The following is a 20590-nucleotide window of genomic DNA, read 5'->3' on the forward strand; positions in this document are numbered from 1 at the left end:
TGCCTTCTCAGGGCTGGAAACCGGATTTCTGGACCACCGGCGCCCATTGCGCCCGGTAGGCCTTGAGCATGGCTGCAGTCTGCTCCTGGGTGCTGACGACCGGCGTCATCAGCGAATCCTTGAAGCGCCGCGTCGTGTCCGGGTCCTGCATGACCTCGCGGATCGCCTGCGAAAAGCGTGCGACCTTTTCCCGCGGCATGGTCGCCGGCGCGAAGAAGGCGTTCCAGCCGAGCGCCACGAGGTCGAGGCCCGCCTCCTTGAACGTCGGCACCTCGGGCGCAAAAGGAGAACGCTTCGCGCCCGACATCGCCAGGATGCGCACCTTGCCGGCCTGATGCTGCGGGATGACCACGTCCAGCGTATCGACGGCGATCGGTACCTGGCCGCCGATCAGGTCGGTGAGCAACGGGCCCGAGCCGCGATAGCCGATCACCTGGGTCTGCACCTTCGCTTTCTCGCCGACCATGAGGCCGAAGAAGTGCGGCAGGCTGCCGGTGGCCGGCACGCCGACGTTGGCCTTGTCGGGATTGGCCCGCATCCAGGCCAGCAGGTGCGGCAGTTCGCGCACCGGCACGGCGGTCGAGACCGACAGCGCGAACGCGTAGTCGTTGACATGCGAGACAGGCACGAAGTCGCGTTCGGCGTCATAGCCGTTGTCCTTGAAGACCAGCGGCGCGACGACCATCACCGCGGGGTTGGCGAGCATCAGCACGTTCTGCCCGGCAGGGGTGGCCTTGACCTGCTGGGCCGCCAGGCGTCCGCCGGCGCCGGGCTTGTTGTCGACGACCACCGGCACCCCGAGCTTGGCCTGGAGCTTGTCGCCGACGATGCGAGCCACCCGGTCGGTGGCGCCGCCCGGCGCGTAGCCGACGACGATGCGCAGCGGGCCGTCCGCAGACTGGGCGAATGCCATGCTTGACGTCAGTGCGGCGAGGGCGAGGGTGCCGGCGAAGCGGCGCAGAAGTTGCTGGAACATGGTGAGTCTCACTCGTTGGCCTGGAAGTTGACGGCCTTCATGATGCCGCTCCAGCGCGAGGTGTCCTCGCGCATGGTCTTCAGGAGCGCTTCGGGTCCGTCGCCTACGGGGTACATGCCGTTCTGCAGCAACTGCTGTCGCACTTCGCGCGAGTTCACCGCGCGCGTGAATTCGGCGCGCAGCTTGTCGACGATCGGCTGGGGCGTGCCGCGCGGCGCGTAGTAGGCGAACCAGGCCGCCGCCACCACGTCCCTGTAGCCAGCCTCGACGAAAGTGGGCAGGCTTGGCATCAATGGCGAGCGCTTGTCGCCGCTGGTCGCCAGCACCTTCACGCGGCCGCTGGCCTGCAACTGGAGCGCACCGCCCACGGTGTCGAAGTAGACGGGCACGGTCCCGCCCATCACATCCTGGCGCGCCGGGGTGGAGCCTCGGTAGGGGACGTGCACCATCTTCAGCCCGGCTGCGCGGTTGAGCATTTCCCCGAGGAAGTGCGAAGGCGTGCCGGCGCCGTACGAGGCGAAGCTCAGCTTGTCGCCCTGGCCTTTGGCCCAGGCGACGAATTCCGGCAGCGTGTCGGCCGGCACGTCCTTGTGGATCACCAGCGCCAGTTCGAAGCGCGCGGCGTTGACGATCGGCACGAAGTCCTTCACCGGGTCGTACGAAAGCTGCCTGTAGGCGCTGGGGAACATGGTCATCATGCTGGCCGTGCCCAGCAGCAGCATGCGGCCGTCGGGTGCCGCGGTCTTGACCGCCTCGGCTGCGATGCGGCCGGCCGCGCCGGAGCGGTTGTCGATGATCAGCGGGCCGAGGGTGTCGCGCACCTCGTGCGCAATGGCGCGCGTCAGCACGTCCTGCGTGCCACCGGCCGGCACGCCGATCAGCACCTTGATCGGCTGTCCGGGCGTGAAGGCCTGGGCATGCGCGAGCGAGCCGATGGCGAGACCGCCCAGCAGCGAGAGCGCGCGGCGGCGATGAAGGGTGAAGAGGTGCATCAGGTGGTCTCCGGTTTTTGTCTCTTTCGGGTCTTCCTCTGCTGTTCGTTGCGCAGTGGGCGCACGGCGGCACCGATCGAATTTAGAGTCGGGGCACCTGATTGATCAAATCAACCATTCCCCGGACTAACCCGAGATGAGCGAATTTGCGCGCCAACCCCTGGACGGGCTGCTGCTGTACCGCCTGTCCCGCCTGCTGTCCGTCGCCGGCAGCATGGTCATTCGCCTGTGCGAAGGGCGCTTCGGCATCACCCGGCGCGAATGGCGGCTGATCGCAACGCTTGCCAGCCGCGGCGAGCTCAGCTCCTCGGAGCTGGCCGAACATGCCCAGCTCGATCGGGCGCGGACCTCCAAGGCGGTGGGGTCGCTGGTCGAGAAACGGCTGCTGTCCCGCACGCATCCGGCCGGCGACCGCCGGCAGGTGCTGCTGCAGCTCACCGGGCGAGGACAGGCGGTGTACGACGAGCTGTACCCGCTGGTGACCCGCATCAATGCCGACCTGATGGCCACGCTGGATGCCGGCCATGCGGCTTGCCTCGACGAGGCCTTGCGCGAACTGCAGGGCCGCGCCGAGCAGCTCGCCGCCCAGGCGGTGCTGCCGAAGGCCGACCGCGGCCGGCGCGGCACCGGCTGAGTCCGCGTGCGCACGGCTTTCAGTCCAGCTTCATGCCCGTGGCCTTGACGATCCGCCCGTAACGCTCGCGGCTCCCATCCAGGCGCTGCTGCGCGGCAGCTCCGGTCTCGCCCAGGGCCACCATGTCGAGTCCCGCGAGGCGGGTCTTGAGCTCCGGCAGGGCGAGCGCGGACTGCAGGGCGCCGCGCAGGGTCTGCATCACCGGCTCGGGCGTGGCCGCCGGAACCATCGCGAGATAGAGCACCTCGAACTCCAGGTCCTTGAGCCCCAGCTCGCCCACGGTCGCCACCTGCGGCAGCATCGGCGAGCGCTGGCGGCCGGTGACGGCCAATGCGTGCAGCTTGCCGGCCTGGAGGTGCGGCAGCAGGCCGGGCGTCGCGAGAATGCCGGCCTGCACCTCGCCCGACAGCAGGGCCATGACGGCCGGGGCATTGCCCTTGTAGGGCACGTGCGTGATCTTCGCGCCGGTCGCGTTCGAGAAGATCTCGGCAGCGATGTGGCCCGGGCTGCCATTGCCCGCCGACCCGAAGGTGAAGGGCTGCGTCTTCCCCTGGCGGATGAGATCAGGCAGCGTCTTCGCATCCACCGACGTGGCGACACCGAAGGTGAGGCCGGAGGAGCTGAAGATCATCAGCGGCTTCAGGTCCTTCGCCGTGAAGGGCATCGAGGCGTAGAGGTGCGGGTTGATGGTGAAGGTGGTGTCGATGGACAGCAGCACCGTGTAGCCATCGGCCGGGCTCTTGGCCACGACGTCGGCGCCGATGTTGCCGCCCGCGCCGGGACGGTTGTCGACGACGAAAGGCTGTTTCAGGTCCTTCTGCAGTGCCTCGGACAGCGCGCGTCCGAGAATATCCAGCGGCCCGCCGGCCGGGAAATTGGTGACGAACTTCACCGGCCTGGCGGGGTAGGCGGTCTCCGCATGGGTCTGCGGGCCTGCGAGCCCGAGGGCCAGAGCGGCGCAGGCGGCCGCAAGACCGAGGCGGCGCGTCGCGCCGAAAGATGCAGGGCGGGTCATGTGTTTGTCTCCGAATTCGTGGGCGCACACGGCAAAGGGCGCGACACGGAGACTCTAGGAGCGCATTCGTTCCGGCACAACTGAAAGCTGTTCTGCCTGCTGTTCCGGATGGTTATATTTCCAGCCAGACCTCGACCAGCTGCATGCAGCTGTCGGTGCCTTGCCGAACATGGCCGCCCATCTGCTGCCGGATGCCTTCCTGGTGGCGCTGCGCGGGCGAGCACGCCGCTCAACCCACGCGGGCTGACGCAGGCCTGGCGGCGAAAGAGGCCGCTGATTCCGCTTCCGGTTGCGGGTCACCCTCGACGCGAAGCCGGGGCAGGAACTGCGGGTACTCGCGCTGCATGAAAGCGATCAGCCCCTCGCGCACCGTGCAGCGCAGGTCGAAGGCCAGCGACGAGGACGCGGCGGTGCACAGCACGCGGATCTGCATCGTGCGCTCGCTGGCGTCGGTTACGCGCAGGTTGAAGAAGCGCCCGTCCCACTCGGGCGCCGCCTTCACGATGCGCTCGACCTCCTCGCGCAGCGGCACCAGCGGCATGCCGTAGTCGGCGTAGATGAAGACCGAGCCCAGCAGTTGCGAGCTGCTGCGCGTCCAGTTCTGGAACGGCTTTTCGATGAAATAGGACAGCGGCAGGATCAGGCGCCGGTCGTCCCAGATGCGCAGGACGACGAAGGTGCCGGTGATCTCCTCCACGCGGCCCCATTCGCCCTCGACCACGAGCACGTCGTCGATGCGGATCGGCTGCGCCAGCGCGATCTGCAGCCCGGCGATCAGGTTGCTGAAGACCGGCTTGGCAGCGAGGCCGGCCACGATGCCGATCACGCCCGCGGAGGCCAGCAGGCTGGCGCCGACCTGCCGGGCGCCCGGGAAGGTCATGAGCATCAGCGAAGCGCCCGCCACCAGCAGCACGCTGGCGGCGCTGCGCGCCAGAACGCGGGTCTGGGTGAGCACGCGGCGCGCCTGCAGGTTGTCTTCCACGTCGTGGGGGTGCTTGGACAGCACGCCGTCCGCGATCCCGTTGACGGCGCGGATGGCAAGCCAGGTGGCAGCGGCGATCAGCAGCAATCCGTTGAGGTGCCGCACGCTGCCGATGAAGCGCAGGTCGTCCGGCGCGCCCTGCCACACCATCTGCAGTGCGACCAGCGGCAGCAGGAAGCGGGCCGGAACCTGGATGTTGACGAGCGTCGCGTGCACCACGGGCGCATGGCGCATCACGCGCCGCAGCACCATGCCGCCGACGCGATGGACGAGCAGTGCCAGCGGAACGGCGATCAGCGCAGCCAGGAGGGGGCCGAACCACGGATGGGCGAAAATCATGTCCTTGTTCATCAGGTGGTGTGGGGGATGTCGAGCGTGGGGGATTGAAGAATGCGCGCCGCGTCGTCGCGCAGCTGCGCCGAAATCCCGATCGCCATGTCGAGCCTGCGCAGCAGCCAGGGGCTGACGTCGTTCTCGAAGGGATCGGGCAAGGGAATGGGCTCGGCCACCGTGGTGGCGGCGGCGCTCTCGGGCATGACCGGGCCGGTGGTGGGCGTGCTGCCGATATTGGCCTCGATGCGCGCGGCCGCGCGCTGCAGCGGTGCCTCGATCTCGGCGGGGGTGAGGCGGTCGCGCCGCAGCACCAGCATGGATTTCACCGCGCTGAGCTGCGCCAGCAGCTGGTAGCTGTGCGCTTGCAGGTGCTCCAGCGGCTCCAGCGGCGGGCGCACTGCGCGCGGCTCCGACAGCGAGCGCTGCGTGGCCTGCACCAGCGCCGAGAGGCTGTCGTAGGCTTCTCGGCGAGCCAGGCGCCAGTCGAGCTCGGGGCTGGTCTGCACCGCGCGCAGCTGGCCGAGGCCGAGCGCGAGCCGCGCATGGCGCGCCTGCGCCGTCAGCGTGCGCGCGACCAGCGAGGGGATCTGGCTGCGCTCCCACGAGGGCAGCACGTAGCAGAAAGCCCAGGCCACGCCGGCGCCGATCAAGGTGTCCGCCACCCGCTCGAACAATGCGAAGGTGGGGCTCATACCCACGTTGAGCGCGTGCGCCTGCAACAGCCCCAGGACGGTGGCCGCTACGGAAGTGATCAGGTAGCGCCGGACCGCGAACCCGTGTGCGATGGCCTGCGCGGCGGTCATCGCCACCAGTGAGCCGAGCGCGGACGGATGGGCGGACAGGATCGCCACCGCGAAAACGCAGCCCAGCAGCGTGCCGGCCACCCGGCTGTTGCGCCTTTCGAGGGTCTGCGAGAGGCTGCCGCGCAGCACCACGACGATCGTCAGCAGGATCCAGTAGTCGTGCGAGCCCCAGGGCAGCATGACGGCGATGGTGTAGCCGACGGCGACCGCGAGCGCGGCGCGGATCGCATGGCGCAGCGGGGGCGCGTCCCATCGCCACAGCGCGAGGAAGGGGCGCAGCGACAAGTCGGTGGGGCTCACGAACATGTGCCAGTTCGCGCGCACGATGGTGAGGTCGGGCTCGCGCTCGCCGCGCGCGAGGCTCACCAGCCGCAGCACCTCGTCGTTGATGTGGCCGATGCGGCTGGCCAGGCCGCGCGCCAGCATTGCAGGCGTGGGTCCGGCGGTGGCGGTGGCCCGCTGAGCTGCATCGCCTTCGAGGTGGATGGCTGCGAGTTCCGGGCGGCGGTCGGGCGCGGGCTCGGGCTGGCGGCCGAGTAGCAGCGCGTCGGCCAACGCGACCGTCTCGTCGGCCAGTTCGCGGAGGACGCGCTGCATCTCGCGCAGCGCGGCGGCATGGCGGGGGTGCGCCTTGAGGGCGTCGAGGTCGAGCTCGCTGGCGAGCAGCATGTCGCGCAGTTCGAGCACGGTCACCAGCATGCTCGCAAGCTGCTGCCGGCGCGGCGTGCGGGGCGATTCGAGCACGATGTCGCGCGTCGCCTGCAACTGGTCCGCCAGCGCCGCCTGCGCGCGCAGCAACCGGCCCAGCAGCGGTGCGGGCACTTCCCGCACGTCGCCGGATTCGTCCCGCGGCGTGAACTGGCGGGCCTCCGTGCGCATCAGCGCGGCCAGCGAGAACAGGAGATCCGCCATCGCCTGCACGCGGTAGCGGGCGTTGAGCGCATGGTTCGCGAGCAGCGCGTAGATGACGTAGAGCGCCGCGCCGAGGCCGAAGTGCAGCGTGCGTTCGACGATCTCGTGCATGCCGGTGGGTGCCGGCGTTGCCATCGAAAAGATCATCGAGAACATGACAGCGATGGCGATCGGAATGCCGCGCTTGCCCCAGGCCATGGCCACGAAGGCCAGGAAGGTCGCCGGCACCAGCAGCAGCCCAAGTTGCAGGGGGGCCGAATGCAGCAATTGCACGCAGAAAAAGAGCGGCAGCCCGATCAGCGGCGAGGGGACCATCTGCCAGAACTTGCCGCGCCGAGGTCCGGGCAGGTCGGGCGGGGCGGTCACGATCACGCCCACGCCAGCTGCAGCGGCAGCGGCGCTGCCCAGGACCAGGTGGACGCCGCCCGAGATGAGCAGCAGCCCGAAGGCCACCGACATTCCGTTGGCGATGTAGTGGGAGAGCGCCACGCGCAGCGCGGCGCGGCCTCGTTCGGTGGCGGCGCGCTGCGCCTGCATCACTCGGCGGTGGCGTCGCCAGGGGCCGGCGCAGCCGGGCTTTCTTCGCGGCGCAGGCGGGTGAGCTTGCGTGGCGCAGGCGTGGCGGCGGGTTGCGTATCCGCTGCCGCTTCGGCATCGGTCGTTGCATTCGGCACCGTGCTTCGCGCATAGACGCTGCCGGCGGCGGGGTCCACCTCGCGAGCGCGCTCGCTGGCGGCGAACTTGTCATCCACGCTTGCGAACTTCGAATACTTGGCCAGGATCGGGACCAGTTGGCCGTAGATCCTCGGCGCCCCGGCGAGGCATTCGCGTTGATCGAGGAAGTCGGGTTCGCCGGTGAAGTTGCCGATCAGTCCGCCCGCTTCCGTGACCAGCAGCGAGCCGGCCGCGACGTCCCAGATGTTGAGCCCGGTTTCGAAGAAGCCGTCGCTGAAGCCGGCGGCGACATAGGCGAGGTCCAGCGCCGCCGAACCGGGCCGGCGCAGTCCGGCAGCGCGCGGCATCAGGTCAGCCATGATGGCCAGGTATTGCTTGAAATTGTCGCCGGTGCGAAAAGGGAAGCCGGTCGAGATGAGGCACTCGTTGAGCCGGGTGCGCTTGCTCACGCGCATGCGGCGCTCGTTCATGTAGGCGCCGCGCCCACGGGTCGCTGTGAAGAGGTCGTTGCGGGTGGGGTCGTAGATGACGGCCTGCTCGACCTTGCCCTTGATTGCGAGCGCGATTGAAACGCAATAGACCGGAAAGCCGTGGATGAAGTTGGTGGTGCCGTCCAGCGGGTCGATGATCCACACGTAGTCGGAATCGCGGGCGCCGTGCTCGGTGCCCGATTCCTCGGCCAGGATGCCGTGCCCCGGATAGGCGCCGAGCAGCGTCTCGATGACCGCCCGCTCGCTCGCGTGATCGACTTCGGTCACGAAGTCGTTGACCTGCTTCTGCGAAACGCGCACCGCCTCGATGTCGAGCGCGGCGCGATTGATGATGGCGCCGGCGGCGCGGGCGGCCTTGACGGCCACGTTGAGCATGGGGTGCAGGTTGGGAGACGGCATCGGATGGGGGGAAGAACGGCGGGCGGGGGCCCTGGTGGAGGCGGCCCGGCGATGCAGGCGGCGAGAATCGTGGATTTTACCGGCTTGGGCACGGCCCTTCGTCCCGTACCCCTTCTGCCTTCCCCATGCGCACCCGTTTCATCCTGATCCAGACCAGCCATGCCGGCAACGTCGGCGCCGCTGCCCGCGCCATGAAGACCATGGGCTTCGACGAGCTCGTGCTGGTGGCCCCGCGCTGGGCCAACGTGCTGCGGCGCGAGGAAACCATCCAGCGCGCGAGCGGCGCACTCGACGTGCTGGAGCGGGCGCGCATCGTCGATACGCTGGACGAGGCGCTCGATGGCGTGACCCACCTCTGCGCGACTGCGATGGTGCCGCGCGACTTCGGCCCGCCGACGCGCACGCCGCGCGAGCACCTGGTGGCCCTCGCGCAGGGAGAAGCGCAGCACGTGGCCTTCCTCTTCGGTTCGGAGCGCTTCGGCATGCGCAACGAGGACGTGTACCGCTGCCATGTGGCGCTCACCATTCCCACCGACCCGTCCTTCGGGTCGCTGAACCTGGGCGCGGCGATCCAGGTGATCGCCTACGAATGGCGGCTGGCGCTGGGCGGCTTCGGCGTGCGCGAGGCCGCCGCATCGGTGCGGGCGGCGGACGCGCGGGCCGTGGCGGGCATGCTGGAGCACTGGGAACGCTCGCTGGTGCAGATCGGCTTCCTGGACCCCGAGGCGCCGAAGAAGCTGATGCCGCGGCTGCAGCAGCTCTTCAACCGCGCGCAGCCCACGCCGGAAGAGATCCACATCCTGCGCGGCATCGCCAAGGCCATGGCCGATGCCTCCGCCGGCGGCAGCTACAAGACCCCATCGCCCGCGCGCGATGATCCGAGACCTTAGACTGCGCAGCCCATATCGTCATAACAAGAACGTCCCATGTTCTCGCGACTGCGCTCCGACATCCAGTGCATCCTCGACCGCGATCCGGCGGCGCGTTCCCGGTGGGAAGTGCTGACCCTCTACCCCGGCCTGCATGCCCTCGTGCTGCATCGCGTCGCGCATTGGTGCTGGGGCCATGGGCTGAAATGGTTGGGGCGCTTCGTGTCGTATGTGTCGCGCTCGCTCACCGGCATCGAAATCCATCCGGCCGCCGTCATCGGCGATCGCGTGTTCTTCGATCACGCAATGGGCGTGGTGGTCGGCGAGACGGCCGAGATCGGCGACGGCTGCACGATCTACCAGGGCGTCACCTTGGGCGGCACCTCGCTCTACAAGGGCGCGAAGCGGCATCCGACGCTGGGCAAGGACGTGGTGGTGAGCGCCGGCGCCAAGGTGCTGGGCGGCTTCGTAGTCGGCGACGGCGCCAAGATCGGAAGCAACGCCGTCGTGATCAAGCCCGTGCCCGCAGGTGCGACGGCAGTAGGAATCCCTGCGCGCATCATCCCGGCCAAGACGGCAAGCGGTGGCGCATCGAACGGCAGCGCCCGGAAGTTCGAGGCCTACGGGATCACGCAGGAAGACGATCCGCTGTCGCTCGCCATGCGCAGCCTCATCGACGCCGCGTCAAACCAAGACCAGCAGATCGCGCTGTTATGGCAGGCGATCGAGACCTTGTCTGCACAGCCTGGGAAGAAGGATTGCGTTCCGGCAGATGCGGCGACCAAGGCATGCTTCGAGGCCCGGCACCTGAACGAACTGGTCGGCAAGTGACGGTCTTGCAGTTCAGGGCGGTGAAGGACGGATCGCCGACTTCGGCCTGAAGGCCTTGCAGACCGCCTCGTCGGTTTCAAGATACGAGCCGCCGATCAGGTCGATGCAGTAGGGCACCGCCGCGAAGATGCCGGGCACCACCTGCGTGCCGTCAGGGTTCTTGAGCCCTTCCAGCGTTTCGGCGATGGATTTCGGCTGTCCCGGCAGGTTGATGATCAGGCTCTTGTCACGGATCACCGCCACTTGCCGCGACAGGATGGCCGTCGGCACGAAGCGCAGGCTGATCTGGCGCATCTGTTCGCCGAAGCCCGGCATCTCCTTGTGGGCGATGGCCAACGTGGCCTCGGGCGTCACGTCGCGCAAGGCCGGACCGGTGCCGCCGGTGGTCAGCACCAGCGAGCAGCCGGCGTCGACCAGTTCGATCAGCGCGGCGCTGATGGCGGATTGCTCGTCGGGGATCAGCCGGGGCTTGAAATCGATGGGATTGCGCAGCGCGCGCCGCAGCCATTCCTGCAGGGCGGGCAGGCCCTTGTCCTCGTACACGCCGCTCGACGCGCGATCGCTGATCGAGACGATGCCGATGCGCACCGGGTCGTAGGGGTTGTGGGTCATGCGTCTTCCTCTCGCGCCTGCGTGGCGGCTGCGTCTGCATCGGCCGAGGCGTCATGGGGTTCAAGCTCGGCGCGCAGCAACTGGAACAGCTCGCGGTAGGCCTTGCCCTGGCGCGGCGCCTCCCCGGGCGGGCCGTCCTTGCGGTCCTTGCGCGCCTGTCGCACCAGCGCGCGCAGCTGCTGCGCGTCGGTGCCCGGATGGGTGTCGATCCAGTTGCCCAGCGCGTCGTCGTCCGCGATCAGCCGGTCACGCCAGCGCTCGGCCTCGTGCAGCATCGCGGTTTCTTGCGCCGGGCCGCGGTTCTGCTCGTCGAGCGCTGCACGGATGGCATCGAGCGTCGCGGTGTCGAGGCCGCGCATCAGCTTGCCGATGAACTGCATCTGGCGCCGCTTGCCCTCGAAGTTGGTGATGCGCTTGGCTTCGGCGATGGCGTCGCGCAGCTTGTCGCCAAGCTCGAGCTTGTCGAACAGGCCGGCGCGCAGGCCCAGCAGGGCTTCGCCCAGCGCCTGCAGTTCGGTGCTCTCGCGCTTGAGGTCGGTCTTGCTTGCTGCGTCGCTGCCTTTGAGCTCGCGTTTGAGCTCGAGGTCGAGTTCGCTGCCTTCGGCGACAAAGGTGCCGCGGACGAAGTAGCCTTTCTTGGGTTTGCGGGACATGGAGGCAATCGTTGGGCCGTAAGCCGCTGCGTCGAGAACGGGGGGCGCAAGTATCATAGCCGCCACATGAGCACCTCTTCCTCGCGCGCCGACTCCGGCTTCGCCTACAGCCGTTCCTTCTTCGAAAACCTGGTCGACTCGGCCCTGGCGCATGCCAGGAAGCTCGGCGCCACCGACGCCGGCGCGGAGGCCTCCGAGGGCTGCGGCCTCAGCGTCTCCGTGCGCAAGGGCGAGCTCGAGAACGTCGAGCGCAACCGCGACAAGTCGCTGGGTGTCACGGTCTACGTGGGCCACCGCCGCGGCAATGCCAGCACCTCCGATTTTTCGGATGTGGCGATCGCGCAGACGGTGCAAGCCGCCTACGACATCGCGCGGTTCACGGCAGAGGACCCGGTCAGCGGCCTCCCCGACGAGGCCGATATCGCGACCGAGCAGCCCGACCTGGACCTGTTCCATCCCTGGGACGTCAGCAGCGAGCAGGCCGCCGCATTGGCGCTGGAATGCGAGGCAGCGGCCTTGTCGACGGACAAGCGCATCACCAACAGCGAAGGCGCCGGCGTCTCGGCGCAGCAAAGCCATTTCTTCAGTGCCCATACCCGGGGGTTCCGCGGCGGGTATGCGAGCTCGCGGCATTCGATATCGGTGGCGCCGATCGCGGGCAAGGGCAATGACATGCAGCGCGATGCGTGGTACAGCTCGATGCGCTCGGCCGAGGAACTCGCGAGTCCCGAGGCCGTGGGGCGCTATGCCGCCGAGCGCGCTCTGAGCCGCTTGAAGTCGCGCAAGATCAAGACCACCGAGTGTCCGGTGCTGTTCGAGTCGCCCCTGGCCGCGGGGTTGCTGGGTGGCCTGGTGCAGGCCACCAGCGGCGGCGCCCTCTACCGCAAGAGCAGCTTCCTGCTCGATTCGCTGGGCAAGCCGGTGCTGCCCTCGCACATCGACGTGCTGGAAGACCCGCACATCCCGCGCGGCAAGGGCAGTTCGCCCTTCGACGACGAAGGGGTGGCGACTCGCAAGCGCAAGGTGGTGGACGGTGGCCGGCTCGAAGGCTACTTCCTGAGCACCTACTCCGCGCGCAAGCTGGGCATGAAGACCACCGGCAATGCCGGCGGTTCGCACAACCTCACGCTGAGCTCGCGCAAGACGAAGAAGAGCGACGACCTCGACGCCATGCTCGCCAAGCTGGGCACCGGCCTGTTCGTGATCGAGCTGATGGGGCAGGGCGTCAATTACGTGACGGGCGACTACTCGCGCGGCGCGAGCGGCTTCTGGGTCGAGAACGGGAAGATCGCCTTCCCTGTGCAGGAGATCACCATCGCCGGCAACCTGAAGACGATGCTCATGGGCATCGAGGCGGTGGGTGCCGACGCCTACAACTACGGCGCCAAGACCACGGGCTCGGTGCTGGTCAACCGGATGAAGGTGGCCGGCAGCTAGACGGCGCCGTGGGCACCGCCAAGCGGTTGGGCCGGCCTCTGCTCAGGCGCCCGAAAGCACGGCCTTGACGGCGGCGCTGACCAGGCCCATGTCGGCCTTGCCCGCCAGGCGGGTCTTGACGGCGCCCATTACCTTGCCCATGTCGCCAGGTCCCTTGGCGCCGAGTTCTGCCACGATGGCCTTGACCTCGGCCGCGATCTCCTCGGCCCCCATGCGCTGCGGCAGGTAGACCTCCAGCACCTTGATCTCGGCGGCTTCCTTGTCGGCCAGATCGGCGCGGCCGCCCTGGGTGAAGGCGGTGACCGAGTCCTTGCGCTGCTTCACCAGCTTGTCGACGATGGCGACGACCATCGCGTCGTCCAGCTCGATGCGCTCGTCGACTTCCTTCTGCTTGAGGGCGGCCAACAACAGGCGAATGGTGCCCAGGCGCTCCGAGTCCTTGGCGCGCATGGCGGTCTTCATGTCTTCGGTGATCTGGTCCTTGAGGCTCATGGCTTTGCTTTCGGAGGGGCGGAAAAGACAAGAGCCGCGGCAGGTTTTCCTGGCGCGGCTCGGGGGCTCGGCATGGGCGTCGGCGCAAGTCCGACGCGGTGGGTGCCAGATCAGTACAGCTTCTTGGGGAGCTGCATGCTGCGCACACGCTTGTAGTGGCGCTTGACCGCGGCTGCCTTCTTGCGCTTGCGCTCGGCGGTCGGCTTTTCATAGAACTCGCGGGCGCGCAGGTCGGTCAGCAGGCCGAGCTTTTCGATGGTGCGCTTGAAGCGGCGAAGCGCGACGTCGAAGGGCTCGTTTTCTTTAACGCGGATAGTGGTCATTTAAAAATCGGTTGCTTGATTTTTGGCTTGGGGAAGATCGGGCCCCGGGCCGGGTTTCCTCAACACGAAAGGGGTAGGCCGTTGAGGGGTGGCCAAAGTTAGCCGGGCATTATAGCCTGATCACTGCGCAGTGCCAGTGCCTGCGCACAGGCATGCGCGCTGGCCCAGGCCCACTGAAAGTTGTAGCCGCCCAGCCAGCCGGTGACGTCCACCACCTCGCCGATGAAATAAAGGCCCGGCTGCTTCGATTCCATGGTCTGCGAGGACAGGTCGCGGGTGTCGACGCCGCCGGCCGTGACTTCCGCTTTCTTGTAGCCCTCGGTCCCGCTCGGCGTGATCTGCCAGCGGGCGATGCGCTCGGCGAGCGCCGCGAGCGCCCGGTCGGCCGCCTCGTTGATCGGACGCTGCAGCGCCGAGTCCTGTTTCACCCAGGCGTCGGCCAGCCGTGCCGGCACCAGCCCGGCGAGCTCGTTGGCAATGCGCTTGCGCGATCGCTGCTTGGCGTCGGCCAGCGCTGCCTGCACGTCCACGCCGGGCGCGAAGTCGACGTCGAGCGGTGAGCCCGGCTGCCAGTAGCTCGATATCTGCAGCACTGCCGGGCCGGAAAGCCCGCGATGGGTGAAGAGCAGGTCCTCGAGGAAGACCGTACGCGTCTTCTTGCTCCCGGTCGCGATCTGCACCGGCAGTGCGAGGCCGGCGAGGTCGGCGTAGGGCGCCCAGGCTTCGCCGCCGAAGGTCAAGGGGACCAGGGCAGGGCGCGGCGGGACCACGCGCAGGCCGAACTGAGTCGCCAGCCGGTAGCCGAAGTCGCTCGCGCCGATCTGGGGAATCGAAAGGCCGCCGGTCGCCACCACCAATCGCGGCGCACGCACCTCGCCGCGGCGAGTCTTCAGGCGATAGCCCTCGTCCGGTGCGAAGGCGATCTCGTCGATGCTGCACGGCTGCCAGTGCGTCACACCCCCTGCCGCGCACTCTGCCAGCAGCATGTCGATGATCTGCTGCGACGAACCATCGCAGAAGAGCTGTCCCCTGTGCTTTTCATGGAAGGCGATGCCGTGGCGCTGAACCAGTTCGATGAACTGCTGCGGGGTGTAGCGCGAGAGCGCCGAGCGGCAGAAGTTCGGGTTCTCGCCGATGAAATGGCGCTGCGGCGCGCGCACGTCCAGGTCGCGGTTGGTGAAGTTTGCGCGCCCGCCTCCGGAGATCCGGATCTTTTCCGCGATGCGTTCGGCGTGGTCGATCAGCAGCACCTTCAGGCCGCGTTGGCCCGCGAGCCCCGCGCAGAACAGTCCTGCTGCGCCCGCACCGACGACGATTGCGTCGAATGTGCTCGATCCCCCCATCAGCCCTTCCACAGGAACGGAAACTTCAGCTGCTTCAGGAAGCCGTTCGGCACGTAGTCGCCCACCACGCCATAGCGCTCAGGCCAGAGGCGGGTGCTCTTCACCGCCGTACCGAAGAGATAGTCGAGGAAGGCATAGTGGGCCGCGTAGTTCTTGTCGATCGCCTCGTCGTCCTGGCTGTGGTGCCAGTGGTGGAAGTTAGGGGTGACGATCACATAGCGCAGCGGCCCGAGCCTCACGCTCACGTTGGCATGGTTGAACACGGCCTGGAAGCCCACCACCACGATGTAGGCGTCGATGACTTCCTTGCTGAAGCCCAGCACGTAGATCGGCGCCAGCACCAGCGTGCGGGTGATCAGCAATTCGAGGATGTGCTGGCGCGAGCCGGCCAGCCAGTCCATGCTCTTCACGCTGTGGTGCACTGCATGCAGGCGCCACAGCAGCGGCACCTCGTGGTAGGCGCGGTGCGTCCAGTACTGCACCAGGTCGGCCACCAGGATGATCAGCAGCAGCCCGGCCCAGAAGGGCAGCCCCGCGACCCACCCGCGAATTCCGTCGTTGGCCGCCCAGCCGAAGAGCTTGTGCACCAGCAGGTTGGTGGCCAACAGCACGAAGCCCACGATCATGTGGTTGACCACGAAGTGGTGGAAATCGGTCTGCCACTCGGCGCGGAACACCGGCTGCTCCTTGCGGTGGGCGAACAGCTTCTCGATGAAGATGAAGATCAGCGAGGAGCCCAGCAGGTCGAGGATGAACCAGTCGAGCCCGATGTAGGGCGTGTTGTCCGCGAAGTCGTTGACCGGCACCTTGTGCCCGCCCAGCAGCGCCGCGGCCACCACCAGCAGGAAGGCGAAGGCGGAGAGCCAGCGCGAGCGGTTGAAGATGATGTTGACCAGCGCCAGCCCACCGGCGACCACCATGGCCGCAAGCAGCACCATGCGCATCACGTCGACGTTGTAGCTGCGGCGCAGCTCGGGCGTGCTCAGGTATTGCGGGAAGTGGAAGACCAGCACGCCCAGGAGGCAGAGGATGCCCAGCGACAGCGCAATGGTGCCGGTGACCAGGCCGCGGCCGCGCTGCAACTCGCCGTGGCTCTCGACGAATTCGTTGAGTTTCTCGAGTTCCAGCATGTCCGTCTCCGCCCGTAGTTTTTCGACCCGGGGATTCTAGGACCGCGGCCTCGGCGTGCCGACTGGCCGAACGGCCGGTTCAGGTGCCGAATCGCGTGGCCGGCAGGCCCGCAGCCGCCAGGCCGCGCAGCACGTCGCCCACCACGATCACGGCAGGGCTGCCCAGTCCGGCGGCCGCCAGGTCCAGCGGCAGACGCTGAAGCGTGGTCACGACGTGGCGCTGCTGCGGCAGGCTGGCGTGCTGGATCACCGCCACCGGCGTATCGCCCCCGAGGCCGCGCAGCAGCTCGTGCTGGATGTGCGCGACCCCCGCCACGCCCATGTAGATCACGAGCGTGAGATGCGCGTCGCGCGCTGTCGCAGCCAACTGGCGCCAGTCGGTGGGGTGCTCGTGGGCCGCGTGCCCGGTCTTGGCATGCCCGGTTACGAAGACCACGCCCTGCGCGTGATCGCGGTGCGTGAGCGGCACGCCCAGTGCGGTGACGGCCGCGAGGCCCGCCGTGATGCCGTTGATCACCCGCACCTCGATGCCTTCCTCGCGCAAGTGCTCCACCTCCTCGCCGCCGCGGCCGAAGATGAAGGGATCGCCGCCCTTGAGGCGCACCACGGTCTCGCCCTCGCGCACCGCCGTGATCATGAGTCGCTCGATGAAGGCCTGCGGCGTGCTCTTGCAGCCGCCTCGCTTGCCCACATGGACGATGCGCGCGCCGGGCCGCGCGTAGCTGGCCAGGATCTCGTCGCTCACCAGGTCATCGACCAGCAGCACCGTCGCGGCCTGGATGGCCTTGACGGCCTTGATCGTCAGCAGTTCGGGGTCGCCGGGGCCGGCGCCGACCAGTGTGCAACTGCCTTGGGAAAAGGAAAGAAGGCTCATGCGCGCTCCACGTCTCGGGTAAGTTGCAGGACTTGTTGCACCTGCTGATTGATCGCCGCCGGCGCTGGGGTCATGCCGTCCAGGACGCGGCGCGTGTAGTCGGCCGTGGTCTGGACATCGATTTCCGTCGGCAGGCCGGGCACCTCGGACTGCGTTCCGGGCTGCTGCGCCTGCAGTGGAATGCGCCGCCCGCGCACGAAGCCGTCGACCTGCGCGGTGCGGCGCGGATCGGCCACGCTCTCGCCCTCGAGCCCGCGCGACAGCAGTGCGTTCATGCCGAGCAGCTCGAAGGTGGCGGCCATCGATTCCGCGTAGGCCGGGTGCGTGTAGCTGCCGACGACGACGCAATCGCCTTCGCAGGGCTGCATCAGTTTGACCACGCTGTGGGCTGGATTGCGAAGGCCGACCACGCGGCGCACGTCGAGCAGGCGCTTGAGGCCGGGGCTGAGCAGGCCGGTCGGCGCGAACACCACCTCGCCGGCGGCGATGGGCCGCACGCGCTCGACCGGCTGCACGCCGAGTGCGCCGAGCACGTTGGAGGCCAGCACCCGCGACGATTCTGTGGCCGCGCCGTGCACCAGTACGGGCAAGCCTTCACGCGCCAGCAGCAGCGCCAGCAGCGGCGTGAGCACGGGCAGACGGCGTGCGCCGTTGTAGCTGGGCAGCACCACCAGCGGCCGGCCGGTGGCCGGGAAGCGCGCGAGCCGGGCGTGGGTCGCATCGAGAAAGCCCGCCATCTCCTCGGGCGTCTCGCCCTTGATGCGCATGGCCAGGCAGAAGGCGCCGATCTCCAGGTCGGTCACGCTGCCGTCGAGCACCTGGCCGAAGAGGTCGCGGGCCTGCTCGCGGTCGAGCGGCTTCGCGCCGCGCGCGCCCCGGCCGATTTCCTTGATGTAGTGGCTGATTCCCATGGGTGTGCGAATTGTCCCGCAAGCCTTATGCCGCACGGCGCGGTCGCTTATGCCCCGGCGTGCAGCAGGGGCGAGGGGCGCGCCGCGCGAACGGAGCCTCATGAGGCGCTCGCCAGTGCCGGGCGCGCCCGGACCATCCGCTTGAGCTCGGGCAGGCAGGACCCGCAGTTGGTGCCGCACTTCAGCGCCCCCTGCAATGCGCCCAGCCGCTCGCCGTCCGACCCCGGGGTGTCTGCCAGCTGTTCCTCGATGGCGGTCTGCGTGATGCCGAAGCAACTGCAGACCGTCTTGCCCCGCGATGCGACGCCGGCCGGGGCCGCCGCGCCCGGCTTCAGCAACTGGCGTCCGTAGGCCTGGGCGGGCAGCCGGTCCTGGAGGATGGCCTTGATCCAGGCCTCGGCGCGCGTGTCGCCAGCCAGCAGGAAGGCTTCGAGGCGCGCGTCCTCGCCATCGCGCACCAGCCGCGCGGCTCGCCGCTGGCCATGCTTCCTGTCGGCATAGCGCAGGCTGTCGGCGCCGTCCAGCGCCAGCAGCGCCTCGATGCGGGCCAGCAGTTCGTCGGGAGGCGCCTCGTACGCGGCGGCGCGCAACAGCACGCCGGTGCGTTCGCGTCCGCTGCCCTGCAGGGCGCCGCCGGCGCCGAAGGGCACGCAGCTTGCGAATACGAAAGCTGGCATCAGCGCGCACAAAGCCTCCCGCACGCGCAGGGCGGCGTCCTCCGGCAGCCAGCCCATCGCCAGCAGGGACCAGGGGAGCTCGGCCTTGAGGATCTTCACGGCTGCGTGCTTGAGTTCGGGCTGCTTCGAATCGGGGCAGAAGGCCGGCGTGGTGAGCACGTTGACACCGGCCAGCCGCTCGCCGGTGCTGGACCGGCCGCTCAGGTATTCCCCGCCCCAATGCATGGCGATGAAAGCCTGGCTCAGGCCCAGGTCCGTGCTGCCCGCCACGGGCAACACGATCGAACCGCGCCGCGAGGTGACGTGCACCAGCTCGCCTTCGCGCAGCTGGCGCCGCGCCATGTCCTGGGGATGCATCTGGATCGAGGGTTCCGGCACATGGCCGAACAGGCGGCCCAGGGTGCCGGTGCGGCTCATGCCATGCCACTGGTCGCGCAGGCGGCCGGTGGTGAGGGAGAAGGGATGGCGCGCATCGCGCGGCTCGGCCACCGGCTTGTAGGCGACGTCCGCAAAGCGCGCGCGGCCATCGGGCGTGGGGAACACGCCGTCCTCGTAGAGCCGCGCGCGGCCGGTGGATTCGCCTTCTCGCAGCGGCCACTGTTGCGGCGCGGCGTCCAGCAGGGCGTAGCTCATGCCGGTGATGTCGAGGTCGCGGCCGCGGGTGCTTTCGCGATGCTCGTTCCACACCGACTCGGCATCGGCATACGGAAACAGCGTGGCCGTGCGCCCGAGCCGGGTTTCGAGCCGGCGCGCAAAGTCGGCGGCGATCAGCCAGTCGTCCCGCGTCTCGCCGGGCCGGGCCACGGCATTGCGCACGCGCGAGATGCGGCGCTCGCTGTTGGTGACGGTGCCGTCCTTCTCGCCCCAGGTGGTGGCCGGCAGCAGGAGGTCGGCGTAGTCGCAGGTGGCGGTGGTCGAGAAGGCCTCCTGCACGACCACGAACTCGCAGCGCTCCAGGGCGCGCCGCACGGTGGCTTGGTCGGGCAGGGACTGGGCCGGGTTGGTGCAGGCGATCCAGAGTGCCCGGATCTCGCCGTCTGCCGCGGCCTGGAACATCTCGACCGCGGTCTTGCCGGGCTTCTCCGGCACCGAGGGCACGCCCCACAGCGCGGCCACCTCCGCGCGATGCGCGGGGTTGGCCAGGTCGCGGTGCGCCGAGAGCAGGTTGGCCAGTCCGCCCACCTCGCGCCCGCCCATCGCGTTCGGCTGCCCGGTCAGCGAGAAAGGGCCGGCGCCCGGCTTGCCGATCTGGCCGGTGGCGAGATGCAGGTTGATCAGCGCCGCGTTCTTTGCAGTGCCCGAGCTCGACTGGTTGAGGCCCTGGCAGTAGAGGCTCAGCGTCGTGGCTGACGTGGCGAAGAGGCGTGCAGCCTCCAGCAGGTCTTCCTTGGCGATGCCGCAGACCTGGGCCACGCGCTCGGGCGTGCAGTCGCGCACCGTGCGCTTGAGTTCGTCGAAGCCGCTGGTGTGGGCTGCGATGTAGGCGGCATCGGTCCAGCCTTCCCAGAGCATCAGGTGCAGCATGCCGTGGAAGAGCATCACGTCGGTGCCGGGCTGCAGCGCCAGGTGCAGGTCGGCGATCTCGCAGGTGTCGGTGCGGCGCGGGTCGGCCACGATGATCTTCATCGCCGGGTTGGCCGCCTTCGCGTCCTCGATGCGGCGGAACAGGATCGGGTGCGCCCAGGCCGTGTTGCTGCCGGTGATGAAGAGGCACTGCGCGTGCTGGAAGTCGTCGTAGCAGGCCGGCGGTGCGTCGGCACCCAGCGTCTTCTTGTAGCCCGCCACCGCGCTGCTCATGCACAGGCGTGAGTTGGTGTCGATGTTGTTGGTGCCGATCAGGCCCTTGGCCAGCTTGTTGAAGACATAGTAGTCCTCGGTGAGCAACTGCCCGGAGACGTAGAAGCCGACGGCGTCGGGCCCGTGGTCGCGGATGACCCGCGCGAACGTATCCGCGGCGGTGTCGAGCGCGGTGCCCCAGCTGATCGGCTGCGGCGTTGCGTCCCTGAGGGCGCGGCGCATGGGCTGCAGAAGGCGCGTCTGCATCGTGACGGCCGCGCTCGCGGTGAGATGCAGCGTCGAGCCCTTGGTGCAGAGCCGGCCGAAGTTGGCAGGGTGGTCCGGATCACCGCGCACGCCGGTGATCTGCTCGCCTTCGGATTCGATGATCACGCCACAGCCCACGCCGCAGTAGGGGCAGGTGGAGCGGGTTTCTTTCATGGCCGCATG

The 20590-nt window shown here is 68.6% G+C and carries 19 protein-coding genes; 4 read left to right on the plus strand and 15 right to left on the minus strand.

The features are described 5' to 3' along the window. Positions 1-7 precede the first annotated feature (7 nt). Positions 8-976, minus strand: a complete 969-nt coding sequence (locus tag E5CHR_RS12625; RefSeq protein ID WP_162580065.1) for a Bug family tripartite tricarboxylate transporter substrate binding protein — start codon at positions 974-976, stop codon at positions 8-10. A gap of 8 nt (positions 977-984) precedes the next feature. Continuing rightward, positions 985-1968, minus strand: coding sequence for a Bug family tripartite tricarboxylate transporter substrate binding protein (locus E5CHR_RS12630; RefSeq protein WP_162580067.1), 984 nt, complete (start codon positions 1966-1968; stop codon positions 985-987). A gap of 136 nt (positions 1969-2104) precedes the next feature. Here E5CHR_RS12630 and E5CHR_RS12635 point away from each other — a divergent pair, with 136 nt between their 5' ends. Further along, positions 2105-2602 (plus strand): MarR family winged helix-turn-helix transcriptional regulator, encoded by a 498-nt coding sequence (locus E5CHR_RS12635; protein WP_162580069.1) that lies wholly within the window; start codon positions 2105-2107, stop codon positions 2600-2602. Positions 2603-2621: 19 nt separating this feature from the next. Here the strand turns inward: E5CHR_RS12635 and E5CHR_RS12640 are convergent, their stop codons facing one another. The 4 genes from E5CHR_RS12640 to E5CHR_RS12655 form a co-directional block, all read right to left on the minus strand. Further along, positions 2622-3617 (minus strand): Bug family tripartite tricarboxylate transporter substrate binding protein, encoded by a 996-nt coding sequence (locus tag E5CHR_RS12640; protein WP_162580071.1) that lies wholly within the window; start codon positions 3615-3617, stop codon positions 2622-2624. A 229-nt stretch (positions 3618-3846) separates the two neighbouring features. Continuing rightward, positions 3847-4938, minus strand: coding sequence for a mechanosensitive ion channel family protein (locus E5CHR_RS12645; protein ID WP_443083071.1), 1092 nt, complete (start codon positions 4936-4938; stop codon positions 3847-3849). Between the two features lie 11 nt (positions 4939-4949). Then, entirely contained in the window at positions 4950-7184 is a 2235-nt protein-coding gene (locus E5CHR_RS12650; protein ID WP_162580075.1) for an FUSC family protein, read from the minus strand. Beyond that, on the minus strand, positions 7184-8212 hold the full coding sequence (locus E5CHR_RS12655; protein WP_162580077.1) for an inositol monophosphatase family protein: 1029 nt from the start codon (positions 8210-8212) through the stop codon (positions 7184-7186). Before E5CHR_RS12655 ends, E5CHR_RS12650 begins: the two co-directional genes overlap by 1 nt. A gap of 125 nt (positions 8213-8337) precedes the next feature. Between E5CHR_RS12655 and E5CHR_RS12660 the strand changes: the two genes are divergently transcribed. Then, positions 8338-9102, plus strand: coding sequence for an RNA methyltransferase (locus tag E5CHR_RS12660; RefSeq protein ID WP_162580079.1), 765 nt, complete (start codon positions 8338-8340; stop codon positions 9100-9102). A 36-nt stretch (positions 9103-9138) separates the two neighbouring features. Further along, complete coding sequence (gene cysE, locus E5CHR_RS12665; protein ID WP_162580081.1) at positions 9139-9912, plus strand: serine O-acetyltransferase; 774 nt, start codon at positions 9139-9141, stop codon at positions 9910-9912. A 12-nt stretch (positions 9913-9924) separates the two neighbouring features. Here cysE and mog read toward each other — a convergent pair whose 3' ends face one another. Together mog and yjgA are read right to left on the minus strand one after the other, a co-directional pair. Next, positions 9925-10524 carry a molybdopterin adenylyltransferase gene (gene mog / locus E5CHR_RS12670; protein ID WP_162580083.1) on the minus strand — a complete coding sequence of 200 codons (600 nt, stop codon included), beginning with the start codon at positions 10522-10524 and terminating at the stop codon, positions 9925-9927. Continuing rightward, positions 10521-11177, minus strand: a complete 657-nt coding sequence (yjgA, locus tag E5CHR_RS12675) for a ribosome biogenesis factor YjgA (protein ID WP_162580085.1) — start codon at positions 11175-11177, stop codon at positions 10521-10523. The genes mog and yjgA overlap by 4 nt, the downstream gene beginning before the upstream one ends. A 66-nt stretch (positions 11178-11243) precedes the next feature. Here yjgA and pmbA point away from each other — a divergent pair, with 66 nt between their 5' ends. Then, on the plus strand, positions 11244-12614 hold the full coding sequence (gene pmbA / locus E5CHR_RS12680) for a metalloprotease PmbA (protein ID WP_162580087.1): 1371 nt from the start codon (positions 11244-11246) through the stop codon (positions 12612-12614). A gap of 42 nt (positions 12615-12656) precedes the next feature. Here pmbA and E5CHR_RS12685 read toward each other — a convergent pair whose 3' ends face one another. From E5CHR_RS12685 to E5CHR_RS12715, 7 genes are all read right to left on the minus strand, one after another. Next, complete coding sequence (locus E5CHR_RS12685) at positions 12657-13106, minus strand: GatB/YqeY domain-containing protein (protein WP_162580089.1); 450 nt, start codon at positions 13104-13106, stop codon at positions 12657-12659. Positions 13107-13216: 110 nt separating this feature from the next. Then, positions 13217-13429 (minus strand): 30S ribosomal protein S21, encoded by a 213-nt coding sequence (rpsU, locus tag E5CHR_RS12690; RefSeq protein ID WP_007833691.1) that lies wholly within the window; start codon positions 13427-13429, stop codon positions 13217-13219. A gap of 98 nt (positions 13430-13527) precedes the next feature. Then, entirely contained in the window at positions 13528-14772 is a 1245-nt protein-coding gene (locus E5CHR_RS12695; protein WP_162580091.1) for an NAD(P)/FAD-dependent oxidoreductase, read from the minus strand. Beyond that, positions 14772-15902 (minus strand): sterol desaturase family protein, encoded by a 1131-nt coding sequence (locus E5CHR_RS12700; protein WP_162580093.1) that lies wholly within the window; start codon positions 15900-15902, stop codon positions 14772-14774. Before E5CHR_RS12700 ends, E5CHR_RS12695 begins: the two co-directional genes overlap by 1 nt. A 79-nt stretch (positions 15903-15981) precedes the next feature. After that, complete coding sequence (cobA, locus tag E5CHR_RS12705; protein WP_162580095.1) at positions 15982-16776, minus strand: uroporphyrinogen-III C-methyltransferase; 795 nt, start codon at positions 16774-16776, stop codon at positions 15982-15984. Continuing rightward, positions 16773-17687 carry a DNA-binding protein YbiB gene (gene ybiB, locus E5CHR_RS12710; protein ID WP_162580097.1) on the minus strand — a complete coding sequence of 305 codons (915 nt, stop codon included), beginning with the start codon at positions 17685-17687 and terminating at the stop codon, positions 16773-16775. The genes cobA and ybiB overlap by 4 nt, the downstream gene beginning before the upstream one ends. 98 nt (positions 17688-17785) lie before the next feature. Then, complete coding sequence (locus E5CHR_RS12715) at positions 17786-20581, minus strand: nitrate reductase (RefSeq protein ID WP_162580099.1); 2796 nt, start codon at positions 20579-20581, stop codon at positions 17786-17788. Positions 20582-20590 lie beyond the last annotated feature (9 nt).

It is taken from the genome of Variovorax sp. PBS-H4 (genome assembly GCF_901827205.1).
Taxonomy (GTDB): Bacteria; Pseudomonadota; Gammaproteobacteria; order Burkholderiales; family Burkholderiaceae_C; genus Variovorax.